We start from the raw sequence: 17,323 nt of genomic DNA on the forward strand, positions 1-17,323 counted from the left end.
AAAATGGACCTCCTTAAATGTTGAACATTTCTTTAAAACAAACCGTCTATATTAACGCGTTTTTCACGCTTGTGTTCTAAAAAACCTTAAGTTTTTTTTACAAAAAGCAAGGTCTCAAGGTCTTTTCTCTATGCGTGTATTTTCCACCTCTCTTTTCGTATCAACCTTTACTGCACTTATACTGGCAATAAGAATTTTATTTTCAAGTGCACTTGCACAAACACCGCTTTTACATGGGAAAGTACCAATCCCTTCGACACGTCCTACCCCCATTGCCATAAAACAAGAAGCTCAAGAACCTCTTCAACAGAGACACACGACATCGCACAATACTGCGACACTCAAACAACTAAAAGCTGGATTAGATGCACTAGCAAACAACAATATTGCAAAAACAATAAATCTTCGTAATTCAATGGAAAAACATAGCCTTGATCGTTATATTTTGACATGGGCGCTAGGACTATCAAAGCAAAATAATATACCAAGCTCTGAAATATCTAATGCAATTAACATGCTAAAAGGATGGCCTGGTATAGAAACGATGCAACGCAATGCTGAACGTGCTTTTCTTAACGAAACCAATATCACACACGCCATTATCCAAAAATTTTCTCATCATCCCCCCCTTACAGCACAAGGCATGGCTCTCTTTGCTAAAGCACTCATTACAACGGGACAAATCACCCGTGCTCAACACATTATTGCACCATGGTGGCATAAAACACGGCTTAATGCACAAGAAGAAGTATTTGTTCTTAAAAATGCAAGTGCTGCCTTAAAACCTATTGATCATTTAAAACGCATGCAGTTTATGTTGTATGCACATCGTTTTGATTCAGCGGCACGCGTTGCAAAATTAGCCCATGCTCAATCTCTTTTTGATGCTTTTGTGGCGGTTGAAAAAAATGATCCTAGCGCAACACAAAAATTAAAAGCTTTAGAAAGAGTATGGAAAAAAGATCCTCTCTTCCAGTTTGCTCGAATGCGCCATCTGCGGCGAACAGAACAATATGATGCAGCCGCAACACTCATGATGAAAACATCACAAGATGCATTCCATCTTATGAACCCTCAATCATTGTGGAAAGAGCAACGCGCCCTTTCTCGTGAAATGCTTGATTTAAACAAACCCCAAATAGCTTATCAACTCGTTGCAAGGCACACCGGTATGACATCTGCATTAGCCGTCGATGCTGAATTTCACGCAGGATGGTATGCACTACGGTTTCTTCATAACCCTAAGTTGGCAATGCAACATTTTTCACGCATTCCTCAACTCTCCTCTTTACCTTTTGCTGCATCACGTGGATATTACTGGATGGGACGAACAGCAGAAACGCTAGGAGAACATAAAAATGCCCAGCTGTACTTTCATCGCGCCGCTCATTTTGGCGCAACGTATTATGGTCAATTAGCCGCTGCGCGACTCAACCAAAAAAAATTTAATATCTCTTTTCCTAAACCAACAATCGCTGAGCGACAACATTTTAGTGCACGAAAAGCGATCAAAGCAATTCAACGTCTTGAAGAAGCTGGATATGCTGAGTTTGCTAAAGTTTTTTATAGAGAACTCGGAAAAAAAATAGAAAGCCCCGGTGAATTAGCTCTTCTGGCTGTTATGGCAGAAAAAAATGGTGACTATTATACCAGCCTCAGAATCGGAAAAATGGCTGCTTTCCTAGGAAAAAATGTCGGAGCACTCTCTCATCCTCTGGGAGCTATACCAGACTCTGCTCATATTTCTGTAGAAGAAAAATCGCTTATCTATGCCATTGCACACAAAGAAAGCGAATTTAATCCAACAGCCATATCACAAGCAGGTGCACAAGGGATACTCCAATTGCTTCCTACAACTGCAGAAGCACTAGCAAAAAAATACTCAATCGCATGGTCTCCTAAAAGATTTAGCAGTGATGCGCGTTATAATGTGACATTAGGCACCCATTTTCTCAATGAACAATTGGAACGTTTTAATGGATCCTATATACTAACTCTTATTGGCTATAATGCAGGCCCCCGCCGTGTCAATGAATGGATCAAGCGCTATGGCGATCCTCGAGGACAACCTCTCGATAACGTCATCGATTGGATTGAACGTATCCCTTATACAGAAACACGGAATTACGTGATGTGTGTCATGGAAAATTACGGTGTTTACAAAGCGAGACTCACTGGGAAAATAGATATAAAAACCGACTTGCTTTCTGGTCGACGGAAATAATATGCCTGAACTTCCCAAGTAGCATTTGAAAGGGTTCATAAGAAGTGTTTTTATTCCTTTTTAAATAGTACCCACATACCAACCTTCTTAGGACGTATAAGAAAGTAATTTTAATTGATTCAGTATTCATAAATTCGAAATGAGAAAACCCTATACTATTTGGGTCTTTTATTTCAAATACAAAATGATGAATTATCATTATAAATCAACAGGTAGTACAAATAATTCATTTCTTCTCAACATAGATGACAATATCATAGAGATTACAAATATAAGAGAAGAGTGAAACAAATAGCTCATCCTTTTACTGTTGCTTATTAGTCAATATTCAAATCTTGTGAAACAGCTTATTTTAAGACTATTTTTTCTGCTTACAATATTTCTATACCCAATAGGGGCGCATTATTGTGTATATCGTTTGGGTTATCTCTGATAACAGAAAGAGAGACTCATTGAGTTAGAAAGCCTTAAAGACAAACAATTCTCTTCTGCCCCTTCCCTTTTCATTCGGTTTTACGACTTTTAAATATGTCAATATCTTTTAATAATGAAGATGAAGCTTTGCTTTTTTCTCATTTTTACATATAAGCTCACATCCTTTACACAAAACAGAGCATCCCCAAATAGTATGTTTTTCTTATTTATATTATTGTTTTATTTTAATGTTTCTAAGTCCATTTCACAACGGTGTATCTGAAAAGTACTTACGAAAATCTTCTCACGAATGGTATAAAAATCGATTAGACCTTGAATTAATAAAAGCTATAGCTCCATCATCCCTTAACTCCCAATGTTGCAAAAGCCCTTTCATTTAGAGCACTCATAAGAAGTATGTTCACTGCTTTTTAGAAGTTTTTTGTCCATGCTCCTCCTCAACTTGTATCATAAGTAAGCGGATGGTTTTGATTGATTCAACATCAAAAAAATTCGAATAAATTATATTTTAACTTTCATCAAAATTATAAACAATCATTATAAATCAATATATTATAAGAAAATCGCCCCGTATAAAAAATCAGCTAAATATTAGGGATACTCTAATTGTTTTATTCACTTTTGATGGTGGTGGTGGTGGAAAAGAACCAACGCGTCGAAGGGCTGCCATCGCTAATCGATCAAGTTCTGGATCTCCAGCAGAAACAACGACACGACTAGAAAAAATACTCCCCTGCTCATGCACCATAAATTCTAACTTCACCGTTCCTTTTGTACGATTGGTGCGCTGTCCCACAATATAATTTTTTTGCCTTTCTAATTGTGACTGTACCTTTGCTAACCACTCCATTAACAACATATCTTCAAGCCCTGCTGTACCGCCGCCCTTGTTGATGGAAGAAGAACGTACCGCCTTTGCATTGGAGCGCTTTACTACTGCCTTTGGCATCGGTATTGTTTTTTTGATAAACGCTTTATGCTCCACTTTTTGAGGTAGGGGTTCTTCCAAAGGCTTTAAATCATCTTGTTCTACTATATGCTGAGGTTCTTCCGATTGAACTTCATCCACGGATTCCAATCCTTCTGACTCCTGCTCTAGGAGATCAGACTGTAATACTTCTTGCTCTGTATTAATATCCAACTCTCTATGAATATCTGGCAAGTCTGTATCAACATCCGGATATACAGTTTCTTGCACAAAAGTCAGCATAATCTCCGACGAGAGCAAGCCATTACTTATACCAGTACTTTGAAAATAAAACTGTGCTGCCAATAATACATGCAAAAAGAAAGCCCCAATAAATGCACCAATCCAAAGAATTAATAATTGTTTCGTATTTGCAAAATTCATCGTTTTTTCTGCCACTATTTTAAGCTTAATATTGGTGTTCAATCTCATTAAAACAGGCTATTTTGAAATTGCAACTTTTTTCTTGACTGATTTTGTCATGTTTAATATGGTCTTCTAATGATTTTGTGCTGTTGTCAAAATCATTCCTACTTGGCTGGCAAGTTTTAATTAGTGAGTCCAGCTTTTTTGTATTAAAAAAATTTCAAAACAGAGAGGGGATGTTTAAAAGGGTTATGATGTGTTATGCAAATAAGACGAAAAAATATCTATAAAAGCTGTGTAATTTTAAGTGCATTATCGGTTTGTATACCTTCATTTGTTTTTGCACAAAATAAAGATGGAAGTGCTGTCACTGAACTCAAACCAATCCTTATTAAAGGAAAAAAAATAGAAGATGCTTCAAATTCAATAACCATTCTGACTGATCGTAAGACCAACAAGAATATTGATGAAAGACAAATAACTGATGTTTATGATGTGAGTCGTCTTAATCCTTCCGTATCCTATAACTCAGAAAATAACAGTTTCGTTATTCGGGGTTTAGATGCGAACCGTGTTCTTACGACAATGGATGGTATTTCTCTTCCGTGGTTTAATGATATATTCCGTGGTGGAGGTGGAAACACAACTTTTGATTTCAATGCTCTTTCTACGTTTGATACTATTCAAGGATCAGATTCTAGTCTTTATGGTTCTGGCGCCTTAGGGGGAATCATTGCGTTGCGTACCCTTGATCCTGAAGACCTGATCGTGGAAGAAAAGAATTGGGGAAGCCTTATAAAAGGTGGTTATAATTCTGTTGATAACAGCTGGCGCATCGATCAAGCTTTTGCTGTGCGTAATTACCGGACATTTTTACTTTTTCAAGGATCTTATGTAGAAGGTCATGAGCGCAAAAATATGGGAACAGTAGAAGGGTATGAGGAACGCACGCGCAAAAACCCTTCTCACTTTGATAAAAATAACTTACTTTTTAAAATTCATCAATATTTGAGTGATAATCACCGCCTTGGTTTTACCGCAGAGCGTTTTGGTCATAAGAGTAACACACATGAATTAAATTCGTCTAAAAGATACGCTCCAGGTTCCGTTTATGAGCAGGATAATAAACTTCGTGAGCGCTTTTCTCTTTCTTATAATTATAATGGTAATGGTGATGCAGTTCTTGATGCGTTTAATGGGCAGCTTTATTGGCAAAGGCAATCAAGTCGTTACGTTATGACAGGCGTTCGTGTTTCAGCCCCCAAAGGGGATTATTTGAGAGATAATTTCTTGCGTAATATCAATTATGGTTTCAATGCTGATGCCCTTAAAAAAGTGGATTTTGGCACTATAAACCATACGTTAAAGTTTGTAATGAGTGTTTCGTCATCTAAATTTCATCACTATTTGTTAGGTAAAGACAATTGTCATATAAAAGAATACGCTCGAGGATGTCTTTTTGTTCCTGCTAATCGATCAGATTCGCCAGACACAAATGGTTACAATTTAGGTTTTGTTTTTGAAGATGAAATTGGGTTGGTTGATGATCGTTTTCGTGTAACACCGGGAATCCGGTATGATTGGTACAAATATGTTCCTCAGAAAACACCTTCTTATGAGAAAGCTCTGATTTCTGATAAATTCCCTCCAGAAAGAAGTGGTTCACGCTTTTCTCCTAAATTACGCGTGGAGTGGGATGTTCGTAATCAAGTAACGCTCTATGCTCAGTGGGCTCAGGCTTTTCGTGCACCACGTATTCCAGAACTTTACGTCTCTTATATCAAACCTTCTGCTTATTACGTGAAAGGGAATCCTGATCTTCAACCAGAAACAAGCAATGGGTATGATGTTGGTTTACGGTATGGAAATGTAAATTTCGGTGGTTCCTTCAATGCCTTTTTTAATCAATATAAGAATTTCATAGATACTGAGGATAGAGGGCCATCAGAGGAATTTAGATTTGCGCGTCGGCATTATATGAATCGTTTTCACGTGCAAATTTTTGGTGTTGAGACAAAAGCCCATTTAGTTCTTAAAAACGGTTTTCATAGCAATGTTGCTCTTGCTTATTCACAAGGAAAAGATCTTGATAAAAAGGAGTATCTTAACTCAATTCCTCCTTTGAAAGCAATTATCGGATTAGGATATGCAAAAGAGGTTTGGGGAAGCGATATTATCCTTACTTTGGCAGCTAAACGTGATAAAGTAGCCGGAGAATCTGATTACCAAAAAATTCCAGGATATCATGTCGTTGATATGACAGGGTGGTGGAAACCATTCGGTGAAACAGGACCTATTCTAAGAGCCGGTGTTTATAATCTTTTCAATACAAAATATTGGAATGTATCTGAACTTCCTTCAGGTAAAAGTTCAACACCAAAAGACTATTATAGCCAGCCTGGTCGTAACTTTAAGGTGTCGTTTGTACAAAAGTTTTAGTCACTTCTGTTAATTATTCGGTCAATAAAATCATATTGATAAAAGGATTAATTATTGTGTTTCTATTTTCAACATCTTTAAAATTACAAAGATTTGGTAGAAAAGTTTTAATTCTTTCTGTTTTATCGTTTTTTGATTGCTCAGCTGTTGGCGATAGAGTGTTATTTTGTGATAGATTGAACTCTTAAAAGAATTTAATTTATTGCCTTGGAATTGTAAAATTTGAAAGTTAGTTTTTGAGTTAAGTAGCATAAGGTAAATTCATGGCACATACAGCTGAAATGATTCTTCGTTTGCGTGAAGAAAAAAAAGAAATGCGAAACCGCGATTTTGCGGTTTCGATTGGTATATCTGAAGCGGAGCTTATTGCGGCTTATTGTACCATTGGAAAAGCAAAAAGGCTACAAACTGATGTTGCTACTCTCTTGGAAAATGCACCTCGACTTGGAACCGTCATGGTCTTAACTCGCAATGAATATGCTGTTCACGAAATAACGGGACGCTTTGAAAAAATTGTTCAAAACGAACATATTCCTATCACACTTGGTGAAATTGATTTGCGTATTTTTACAAAACAATGGAAGTTCGGTTTTGAATATGATGTCGTTATTCTTGGAAAACCTACAAAAAGTCTGCAATTCTTTGATCAACATGGCGTTGCTATCTTAAAGGTCTATTCTAAAGATATGACAAATATGGAAGAGTGGAATAAACTTGTTGAAAAGCTCCTTCTTGAAGATCAGTCTCCTGTTCTTAACATTCTTCCCGTTTCTCTCCCAGCCCAGTGTGACATAACAGAATTGGATATTGAGAGTTTTCGGGACCGTTGGCGGAAAATGACAGATGTACACCAACTTCACAAAATTATTTCCGAATTTAAAATTAATCGACATCATGCTGTAAAATATGTTGGTAATGAATTTGCCGATGAATTACAGGTAAATGCTGTTGAAATAATGCTTAACCAAGTCGCACAACAAGAACTGCCAATCATGTGTTTTGTTGGGAATAAAGGGTGTATTCAAATTTTTAGTGGGACTGTAAAAAATATTAAGCAAATGGGACCTTGGCTTAATGTTCTTGATCCAAGATTTGACCTTCATTTACTCACGTCTGGGATTTCTAGTGTATGGCATGTTCGCAAACCTACCCGTGATGGTTATGTCAGTTCACTTGAAGTTTTCGATAAAGATGATGAGATGGTTATTCAATTTTTTGGCGTACGCAAAGAGGGTCAAAAAGAACGTGAAGATTGGCGTTCTTTATTGAATAGTTTGCCATCATGCCAAGAAAACAGTAGTAACTAAGATAAGGTTAGACATGTTCATATCTCTTTTACATAGGTTATCAAACCTTTTTCTTATGTGTTTACTGCTCTCTCTTACTTGTTTTTCTAAACAAGTGATTGCTGAACCTGCAACGCGTTTTCCTGAAAATGCTCGAATTGTTTCTATCGGCGGAGCACTTACAGAAATTGTCTATGCATTGGGAGCCCAAGATCAACTTGTCGCCCGTGATAGTACAAGCGTCTACCCACAAGAAGCGCTCAAGCTTCCTGTGCTAGGATATATGCGTGCTCTTTCACCTGAGGGGGTTTTATCACTTGCTCCAGAGGGTATATTGCTTGTTGAAGGAAGTGGTCCCGCTTCAACAATTGATATTCTCAAAAAAACATCGATACCTCTGGTGATCATACCAGAAGACTACTCCCGTGAAAATGTGATAGAAAAGATTCGCCTCGTTGGTCAAGCCATTCATCGGGAAGTGCAAGCCGCAGCGTTAATTGAGAAATTGAAGCGTAATTTTTTAGACAACGATGCGCTTTTGGCGAAAGTAACAACACCAAAGCGTGTTCTTTTTGTTTTCTCTGTGCAAAATGGACGCGTCATGGCATCTGGAACAGGTACTGCAGCTGATAGTATGATCAAACTTTCAGGCGCTATCAATGCTATCACCGATTATAAAGGATATAAACTTCTCAACGGCGAAGCATTATTGAAATCAGATCCTGATGTTATTTTGCTTGTAAAACATGGTGCAAGATCAACCAGCATTGATAAGATTTTAGCCATACCGGCAATTCAAGCAACAACTGCAGCGAAAAATCATGCCATAAAACAGATGGATGCTATGTATTTTTTGGGATTTGGTCCACGTACTGCAGACGCATCAAGAGAGCTTATTGAGATACTTTATGGTGCACATCAAAACGGTAAGAGCTGATAAAAATGGTAGACGGTACATCCAGGATGCATTTACCTAAAGAAAAAGAAGGTAAAAAAATAAACCGTTCAAAGCAGGGGAAGATTTTATTATTAAGCTTAATAATATTCCTTATTTTAAGTATTTTTGGTGGGCTCTTGAATGGTGCAGCAAAGGTTTCTTTCGTTGATCTCCTCCATGTGATGCTTACACAAGATTTTTCGGTAAGTAGTAAAACGCGTGATTACCTCGTGCTCATCGACATAAGGCTTCCCCGTGTTATCTTGGGATTATTGATTGGAGCAGCTTTAGCTGTCTCCGGTGTTCTTATGCAAGGGCTTTTTCGTAATCCTCTTGCAGATCCCGGAATTGTAGGTGTATCAGCAGGTGCTGGACTTGGAGCAGTCTTAGCAATTGTTGTCGGCATTGCTTTTCCTGTTTCATTTGCACCTTTTCTAGAGCCTTATAAAGTTATCATAGGTGCTTTTTTTGGTGGACTTTTATCAACGATTATTCTCTACATAATAGCAACACATAACAGCTTTACCTCTATTGCAACCATGCTGCTTGCTGGTATTGCTCTTGGTGCATTAAGTAGTGCTGTTGTCGGAACATTGATTTTTGTCGCAAATGACCAACAACTGCGTGATATCACTTTTTGGAGTCTGGGCTCTCTTGCGGGCGCTACATGGTTGAAAGTATGGCTCGTTCTCCCTTTTATCGTTATTGGTCTTCTTTTCTCTCCCTTTTTATCACGAGCACTTAATGCCCTTGCTCTTGGAGAAGCTGTTGCTGGCCATATTGGTTTCCATATTCAACGCGTCAAAAATATTTCTATTCCCCTTGTTGCTCTTATGTGTGGTAGTGCTGTTGCTGTCAGTGGTGGTATTGGTTTTATTGGTATTATTGTTCCTCATATTTTACGTCAGCTCATAGGTCCTGATCATCGCTATCTCATTCCTTGCTCTGCTCTCTTGGGAGCAGCATTACTTATTTTTGCTGATATGTTTGCACGCTTAATTGTTGCCCCCGCAGAATTGCCGATTGGGATTGTAACAGCACTTTTTGGTGCACCTTTCTTTCTATGGATCCTTATATGCAAACGAGGAACAGACTTTTCATGATTGAAGCGACAAATATTTGTGTTCAGCGCGGAAAAAAACAGATTCTTAAACACATTAATCTTCAAGCTAAAAGTGGTGCTTTTACCATTATTATTGGCCCTAATGGATCAGGAAAAAGTACTTTTATCAAAGCTCTGAGTGGTGAAATTCCTTACAGTGGAAAAATAACTTTAAATGGTTATAATGTATGCCAAACAAAAACTCATGTAATGGCAAAAATGCGCGCTGTACTACCACAATCAACAACGCTCGTATTTCCGTTCTTAGTCCATGAAGTTGTAGGGCTTGGCCTTTCTGTAAACCAATTTAGCACTGCCAAAGCCGAATTGCAAAATCTTATCCAGAAAGCTTTAGATCGCGTTGACCTTTCTGATTATGGTAACCTATATTATCACCAATTATCAGGTGGAGAACAAGCGCGCGTACAACTTGCTCGTGTTCTTTGCCAAATCTGGAAACCTGTTCATAATGAGGTTCCTCGCTGGATGATATTAGATGAACCTATTGCTAGCCTCGATATTCAACATCAAATCATCGTTATGGATATTGCTAAACAATTTGCTCATTCTGGTGGCGGCGTTCTCGCTGTTCTTCATGATCTCAATCTTGCAGCACATTATGCAGATAGCATGATCTTGCTAAAAGAAGGAGAGATTTATTGCGAAGGAAATGCGACTAATGTTTTGACAACACAAAATCTCCGCGATGTTTATCATTGTTCCTTAAACGTTTCTGAATTACCTAAAGAAGATATCCCATTTATACTCCCTCAAACAGCATCCTCTTATGAGATTTAGATCCTAAAGCAGTCAGCTTCAATCTAAAAATTAATGTACCTAGCACAATAAAGTACGCAAATATTCAAGATTCTATTTTATTTTTAATGAACTCCTTTCTATCATCTAACGTCTTCCGCTCGCATCAAAGATATTTTTGGAAAAGACTATCTGTTTAAAATCTTTCAAGATTTTACGTACTAAAAATATTTGAGATTTTGTTTTGCTATCATACTTTTATATAATGCAAGTTTATACGACATAAATATGTATTTTCCTCGCTATTTCTATCACTCTTGTCTTTAATAAAAATGATCCAGAAATACATACAAATACCTTTGTCATAATAATTACATGGATTATTTATATTTTCTAGGGACTAGATAAAAATTAAGTACCTCTTAACAATCTGTAAAAGATTTATTTGTTGCTTTAACGGCGTTATTTTTTCTCATAACATATATGCTTTTTCTTTATCTTTTTTTATATTGATTCTTTATCTATCTCTGTAGTCAATAAAAACATTAAATATAATCATATTTTTATTTTTCTTCCTCTATTAGAAAAATTGTTTATTGGTACATCAAAAGAATTAAACTATTGAATAAAATATTTAAAATAAATTCAATAACGCTTCTTGTCGTCCCCTTAACGCAAAAACAATGCGTAATATAGAGATGAAAAGAAAGTATAACGATAATTTCACTCAAGGAGTATACAATTTACAAATATAACCTACATCATAGCATTGCAAAGAAATAAAATTGATAAAGAGATGAGAAATCTCTTTATGAGATCAATTCGCTGATACAAAGATATACTGTTTTTGTAATAAAACGCTACAAATGTTGCACTTTTTCATGCCTCAGATTGAGTAATTGTATCACTTTAGCCCCTATCAAAACACCTGATGAAAAGATATATCTCCAGATCATTTAATGGCAAATTTAAAATAATTTTTACATATTTTCTCTTCATAATCATACAATTATAATAAATTATATCCTTAACTCTTCCCTCCAATCATTTAAAATTATTTTTTAACTCTCTCAAGTATTGTATAAAGAGTATAGATTTCCTCTTCACATACATAAAAAATAACGCGGAATTGCTCCGCGTTAACAAAATTATCAAAGTGTATAGATTATTTATGAGCAGATCATACTCATGATTTTATAGCATAGACAACAGTTGTATTAACAGGGCGCGTTTCTGTTTCACCCGTATGGGAAAGAGTGATCTTGTGTGTATGTGCACCAGCAGAAGCTGTTGTCCCTTTCAGGGTCGCATTATAGGTATAATGATTTGGTAGTCTTCCAATATCACCAACGGGCCATCCTACTGTTTTATACTCAAAACTGTGTGCATGCTCGCCTGCTTCTTCAATGGTCCCAATATGCGTATGCGATCTTATGCTATCTTGTTGTTTATCTGCAAATTTTCTACCACCATCTAAACCACGGCCATCATCAAAGCCGCGTAAAAACATACCTCTAAAATCAGGAACTTTAAAAGTTCCATAGCTGTTTTTCCCCCATTTATCACCTATTGCCTTGAATAACTGCGGATAATCCTCACACTTATAGGACTTACCATCACATAAAAGCCAACCATTTGGCACACTTTGCATAGCAAATGTTGCAATGAATCCAGCAGGAAAATTTTCTATTTTTGGTGGTGTAGGATTTAATAAATACCACCCTTCATGCTCTTTTATTAAAACACCATTATTATATACCATTTCATAAATGCCACCTCTTTGCAGCTCTCCCCCTTCTAAGGGGATAACCCCCACATCAGTGGCTTTATAGATAAGCTTTTCTCCTATATTATTAACAGTTATTGTCGTCGTGCCAATATTTGTGCCACGAGCTTTAAAACGTATGATGATATCATTGTTGTATTTCTTTATTGGTGAAACTGTCTTTAAGGTAATTAATGTTGTTTTATCTTCCGCATTTACCATAAAGCTTGAGTCAATAGATCCACCATTATCTGCAAGATATTCTCGTACGCGCTGCATCATCGCCCGTGCACTATCATTAACAGAACTAGGCGGCTGTCCTTCTGCCCAATTAATGATACTATCTGAATAAGCATTTTCATCAGCCTTTAGAGACCAATCGTAAATATTTGACATTTTAAACCCCCATTATTTTCATAGTTTTTCTAACAACTTCTCGTTCTGTGCACTAAAATGTGCTGCCGCTGTTGATTGATACATCATAACCACTGCACCATCCTTATTTACGCATTTTATCTCTCTTCACTCCTTCCAATTTTATAACCTAAATTCACCAGACGCTTTTCATAACATTAGTATGAATGCTTTCTCTTCTAATGTATAATGTAACCACCTCATCTGATGTTACTTAATATCTTGTTTTGTTGTTTTGCTGTTGTTATATAATTATTTTTTAAATCTTGCATCTTGTTGCAAAATTTATAAATATTATTCAAATTTTTCCTTATTATGGATTTCATATAACCATTACTGAATGTAATAACTTATCATCCACATAGAAAGTTTCTGACTTAAACATTATCTTTTTTTATTTTTTTCAGTAGTTTAAATCTATCTCATCGATATTTTATACCATATATTTTAAACAAAGAAATTCTATCTTTTGGCTATCATTTGTATTAAAACTTTAAAAATTAGCTTCAAATTTTTTACATGCTTCATTATCTTTTTATTCACACGCAGATACTTTGTTCTATTTTATTCAATTTATTTCTGAAATTGTGTCACAAGATTAGCACCAATGTTTTTTTGAATAAGCTTTTATTCAATCTAAATGTATCATAGAAAATATATTCAATATGGACACTTGCTCCACACTTTCATTAAACTGGAAATAAAATACTTTGAAATATCAAATATCACACACCTTCACAAAATTTGAAGGTTGTATCCGATCCGGAAAAAATTAAAAAGCATAACCTAGCCCCTCCCCCAATCTTTATGAACAATATCCTTGTTTTTTAAACGCCCCATAACCAACTTTCCCCCTCCCACACTTAGCACATCTCCCTCTATATACTATTATATGTATATGTTTTTTGCAAGAGCAATAAATCATTCTAAACAACATCTTGCAATTATTGGTGTTCTTCTTAATTCAAGACAATATTATTTTTAATAATAAAGATTAGGTATTGTTTCCCGCTTTTGTTTATCGCATTCTTAATGGAAACATCCCCCTCATGAAGAATAGAATACCCCAAACAAAATATAATGATATTGCATATTACGCACTTTTTAAGAAATATTGCTCAAAATATACTCCTTTCATTTTACGACAGCGCACGTCAATGATACAATAGCAAGCCATTATAGATCATCAGCTTTAAGCTTTTGAAGATACAAGTGGAATCCATCATACATTTTGTTGGCCTCCACTTTTTGACAGCCTCACATCTTAGAATGTTCATTAAATGACATTTGGCTTCCTTTCTTCAAGTGTTTTGCCCCATACGCTCCCACTTATGACGTGCAAGGAAGTGTTTTTATATGAAAAGATATATGATGAGAGAATCTTATGGTATTCTGAGTTATTATTTTAATATGAAAAAAATCTCAATCAGAGCCATAAACTATCTACTTTTTCTCTGATAATCCGCTTTTAACTTTATTCTGGTTTATAAAAGCTTCAATATCATAGTTTATCACTTCATAATATTTATTTTCACTCTTAAAAACACACCAAAATCGTTTAAAATATATTTTTATGATTGACAATATAGATATTTAAGCCAACCATATTCGTATTAACAAAAATACTTTAAGTGGGAGGAGGCATGCAAATATTAGAATAGATATTGTATCAGTTTTTCAAAATAACTTTTCTTGAGCTGTATTGGGTTTTCTTTGCTACAAAGCAATACTTACCCCTATTCATCCGAATGCTCGTGATTGATAATTTGAATACATCTCCATTAACATCGTAACTCCATTAACATCGCAACCTATTTTTGAACTCCGTGTCTATAAGGAAAAAGTTTGTGCAGAAAAATACTCCATCAATTAGTTGTAACCCCTTTCCCGCTTCACGCAAAATTTATCAACAGAGCCTTCTCTTTTCTGATGTGCGCGTACCATTGCGTGAAATTTCACTGGCTGATGGCAGTGGTGAAAAACCTTTAAACGTCTACGATACTTCTGGCCCCTACACAGATAAAGATATGATCATTGATATTACAAAAGGCCTTCCAGCAATTAGCTTGCCTTGGCTCTCTAAACGGGATGATACTGAAACTTATCCTGCACGATTAGTTAAACCTGAAGATAATGGATTGACTTCTGATAAAAACCTTACACCAGCCTTTAAGCAAAAACGTTCTATTTTACGAGCAAAAAATGGCAAAGCAATTACACAAATGGCTTACGCACGCGCAGGCATTATTACCGAAGAAATGGAATATGTGGCTATACGAGAAAATGAAGGATTAGCAGTAGAAGAGCGGCAAAATGTACCATCAAATGAAACATTTTCTGGATCAATACCTGAAACTTATACTGCGGAATTTGTTCGCAATGAAATTGCTTGTGGACGCGCCATTATTCCACAAAACATTAATCATCCAGAGTGCGAACCTATGATTATTGGACGTAATTTTCGTGTTAAAATTAATGCCAATATTGGAAATTCAGCAGTAACTTCATCTATGGAAGAAGAAGTTGATAAAATGGTTTGGGCCATTCGCTGGGGAGCAGATACAGTTATGGATCTTTCTACAGGACGAAATATTCACAATATTCGTGAATGGATTATCCGAAATTCTCCTGTGCCCATCGGAACAGTTCCTCTTTATCAAGCACTCGAAAAAGTACAGGGTATTGCCGAAAACTTAACATGGGATATTTTTCGTGATACCCTTATTGAGCAAGCAGAACAAGGTGTTGATTATTTTACCATTCATGCAGGATTAAGACTACCTTTTATCCCTTTGACCGTTGATCGGGTAACAGGTATTGTTTCACGAGGTGGTTCTATTATGGCAAAATGGTGTTTGCATCATCATAAAGAAAGTTTTCTCTATGAACATTTTGATGAAATTTGTGATATTGCACGCACGTATGACATCTCTCTTTCATTGGGGGATGGATTGCGTCCTGGCTCTATTGCCGATGCCAATGACGAGGCCCAATTTGCAGAGCTTAAAACCTTGGGAGAATTGACAAAAGTTGCTTGGAAAAAAGATGTACAAGTTATGATTGAAGGCCCTGGGCATGTCCCAATGCACAAAATTAAAGAAAATATGGAGCAACAATTAGATCTTTGTCATGAGGCGCCTTTTTATACTTTAGGACCTCTTACAACGGACATTGCTCCGGGTTATGATCATATTACATCAGCAATTGGTGCCGCTATGATTGGATGGTTTGGAACTGCTATGTTGTGTTATGTAACACCTAAAGAACACCTAGGACTCCCCGATAGGAATGACGTAAAAACTGGTGTGATTACTTATAAAATTGCTGCTCATGCCGCAGACCTTGCCAAAGGTTTGCCGAGAGCACAATTGCGCGATAATGCTCTTTCGCGTGCACGATTTGATTTTAGATGGCATGATCAATTTAACCTTTCTCTTGATCCAGAAACAGCCTGTGCCTTTCATGATGAGACAATGCCTAAAGATGCCCATAAATTGGTGCATTTTTGTTCCATGTGTGGACCAAAATTCTGTTCTATGCGTATTTCCCATGATATTCGTGATGCTGCAGCACTCAAAAAAACAAAAGGTGAAGGTATGATTGCTATGGCTGAAAAATATCAAGAAAGTGGTGATCTTTATATGGAAATTGTTCCTCCTCAAAAAAAGAAAGTAAACAGTTGAAGAACATTCTTATCAAAGGTGCAGGTGTAGGCGGCTTAACAGTTGCCTTTATGTTACAGCAAAAAGGTGCTTCTGTTACTGTATCAGCCCCCCCTCATTCACCTATAGGAAGTGCTAGTTGGTATGCAGGAGGAATGCTCGCACCTTACTGTGAAAGAGAAAATGCGGAACAGATTGTTGAAGATCTTGGTGTACAAGCTATACAATGGTGGCGTAAAACGCTCCCCAACCTTGTCATACAAAAAGGCACTTTAGTAGTTGCACCTACACGAGATAGAGGAGAGCTTGAACGATTTTTTATGCGTACGCATAATCACAAAACCATAGATAATACAGAAATAGCTCATCTTGAACCAGATCTTGCGGAACGTTTTAACTGTGCACTCTTTTATGAAAATGAAGCCCATATTGATCCTCGCAAAGCACTTATGGCTTTAAAAGAAAAGCTTCTCAACAATGGAGCCTGTTTTGTTGATGTAGAGAAGGCTGAAAAAAATTTTGATATTGTTATTGATGCGACAGGAATAGGACGTTTAGGAAAAGATAAAAATATACGGGGTGTACGTGGTGAAATGCTACTCTTGCGGAGTACAGAAATTAAAATTTCCCGCCCAATTCGTCTTCTTCATCCACGATTTCCACTTTATGTTGTTCCACGACAGAATGATATTTTCATGATTGGCGCAACGATGATTGAAAGTGACTTTGATGGTGCAATCTCTGTAAGATCAATGATGGAATTGCTCAACGCGGCCTATACATTGCACCCTGCTTTTGCCGAAGCAGAAATTGTTGAATCCGGCATTGGTATTCGTCCAGCTTATCCTGATAACTTCCCTTCTGTATGCAAATATGGTAACCATATCTCTATTAATGGATTTTATAGACATGGTTTTCTTTTGTCTCCAGAAATGGCAAAACGAGCAGTGAAATTGGCATTGGAATAAAG

Annotated in this window: 10 protein-coding genes; 8 read left to right on the top strand and 2 right to left on the bottom strand. The window is 36.5% G+C overall.

Annotated elements, in window-relative coordinates:
* Positions 1-130 precede the first annotated feature (130 nt).
* Positions 131-2,224, top strand: coding sequence for a lytic transglycosylase domain-containing protein (locus ACFIM8_RS01790; protein WP_375606312.1), 2,094 nt, complete (start codon positions 131-133; stop codon positions 2,222-2,224).
* 1,015 nt (positions 2,225-3,239) lie between these two features.
* On the opposite strand, the gene ACFIM8_RS01795 is transcribed toward ACFIM8_RS01790, so the two are convergent.
* Positions 3,240-4,010: an energy transducer TonB gene (locus ACFIM8_RS01795; RefSeq protein ID WP_375606475.1), complete on the bottom strand. Its 771-nt coding sequence runs from the start codon at positions 4,008-4,010 to the stop codon at positions 3,240-3,242.
* 243 nt (positions 4,011-4,253) lie between these two features.
* Between ACFIM8_RS01795 and ACFIM8_RS01800 the strand changes: the two genes are divergently transcribed.
* The 5 genes from ACFIM8_RS01800 to ACFIM8_RS01820 all read left to right on the top strand — a co-directional run bounded on the left by ACFIM8_RS01800 (position 4,254) and on the right by ACFIM8_RS01820 (position 10,554).
* Positions 4,254-6,431 carry a TonB-dependent hemoglobin/transferrin/lactoferrin family receptor gene (locus tag ACFIM8_RS01800; protein WP_375606313.1) on the top strand — a complete coding sequence of 726 codons (2,178 nt, stop codon included), beginning with the start codon at positions 4,254-4,256 and terminating at the stop codon, positions 6,429-6,431.
* A gap of 263 nt (positions 6,432-6,694) precedes the next feature.
* Positions 6,695-7,738 (top strand): hemin-degrading factor, encoded by a 1,044-nt coding sequence (locus ACFIM8_RS01805; RefSeq protein WP_375606314.1) that lies wholly within the window; start codon positions 6,695-6,697, stop codon positions 7,736-7,738.
* A gap of 13 nt (positions 7,739-7,751) precedes the next feature.
* Positions 7,752-8,654, top strand: a complete 903-nt coding sequence (locus ACFIM8_RS01810; protein WP_375606315.1) for a hemin ABC transporter substrate-binding protein — start codon at positions 7,752-7,754, stop codon at positions 8,652-8,654.
* Positions 8,655-8,659: 5 nt separating this feature from the next.
* On the top strand, positions 8,660-9,757 hold the full coding sequence (locus ACFIM8_RS01815; RefSeq protein ID WP_375606316.1) for a FecCD family ABC transporter permease: 1,098 nt from the start codon (positions 8,660-8,662) through the stop codon (positions 9,755-9,757).
* Positions 9,754-10,554: a heme ABC transporter ATP-binding protein gene (locus ACFIM8_RS01820; protein WP_375606317.1), complete on the top strand. Its 801-nt coding sequence runs from the start codon at positions 9,754-9,756 to the stop codon at positions 10,552-10,554. The genes ACFIM8_RS01815 and ACFIM8_RS01820 overlap by 4 nt, the downstream gene beginning before the upstream one ends.
* Positions 10,555-11,698: 1,144 nt before the next feature.
* Here the strand turns inward: ACFIM8_RS01820 and ACFIM8_RS01825 are convergent.
* Positions 11,699-12,673 (bottom strand): phage tail protein, encoded by a 975-nt coding sequence (locus tag ACFIM8_RS01825; protein WP_375606318.1) that lies wholly within the window; start codon positions 12,671-12,673, stop codon positions 11,699-11,701.
* A 1,865-nt stretch (positions 12,674-14,538) separates the two neighbouring features.
* On the opposite strand from ACFIM8_RS01825, the gene thiC reads away from it, so the two are divergent.
* Both thiC and ACFIM8_RS01835 read left to right on the top strand, forming a co-directional pair.
* Positions 14,539-16,374, top strand: coding sequence for a phosphomethylpyrimidine synthase ThiC (gene thiC / locus ACFIM8_RS01830; RefSeq protein ID WP_375606319.1), 1,836 nt, complete (start codon positions 14,539-14,541; stop codon positions 16,372-16,374).
* Positions 16,371-17,321, top strand: a complete 951-nt coding sequence (locus ACFIM8_RS01835) for an FAD-dependent oxidoreductase (RefSeq protein ID WP_375606320.1) — start codon at positions 16,371-16,373, stop codon at positions 17,319-17,321. The genes thiC and ACFIM8_RS01835 overlap by 4 nt, the downstream gene beginning before the upstream one ends.
* The last annotated feature ends 2 nt before the right edge of the window (positions 17,322-17,323 follow it).

It is taken from the genome of Bartonella sp. AC535YNZD (genome assembly GCF_042196625.1).
Taxonomy (GTDB): Bacteria; Pseudomonadota; Alphaproteobacteria; order Rhizobiales; family Rhizobiaceae; genus Bartonella.

Bases quoted from the DNA above. Each gene is read 5' to 3' on its own strand.
- ACFIM8_RS01790 (WP_375606312.1), top strand. From the start codon at position 131: ATGCGTGTATTTTCCACCTCTCTTTTCGTATCAACCTTTACTGCACTT.
- ACFIM8_RS01795 (WP_375606475.1), bottom strand. From the start codon at position 4,010: ATGAATTTTGCAAATACGAAACAATTATTAATTCTTTGGATTGGTGCA.
- ACFIM8_RS01800 (WP_375606313.1), top strand. From the start codon at position 4,254: ATGCAAATAAGACGAAAAAATATCTATAAAAGCTGTGTAATTTTAAGT.
- ACFIM8_RS01805 (WP_375606314.1), top strand. From the start codon at position 6,695: ATGGCACATACAGCTGAAATGATTCTTCGTTTGCGTGAAGAAAAAAAA.
- ACFIM8_RS01810 (WP_375606315.1), top strand. From the start codon at position 7,752: ATGTTCATATCTCTTTTACATAGGTTATCAAACCTTTTTCTTATGTGT.
- ACFIM8_RS01815 (WP_375606316.1), top strand. From the start codon at position 8,660: ATGGTAGACGGTACATCCAGGATGCATTTACCTAAAGAAAAAGAAGGT.
- ACFIM8_RS01820 (WP_375606317.1), top strand. From the start codon at position 9,754: ATGATTGAAGCGACAAATATTTGTGTTCAGCGCGGAAAAAAACAGATT.
- ACFIM8_RS01825 (WP_375606318.1), bottom strand. From the start codon at position 12,673: ATGTCAAATATTTACGATTGGTCTCTAAAGGCTGATGAAAATGCTTAT.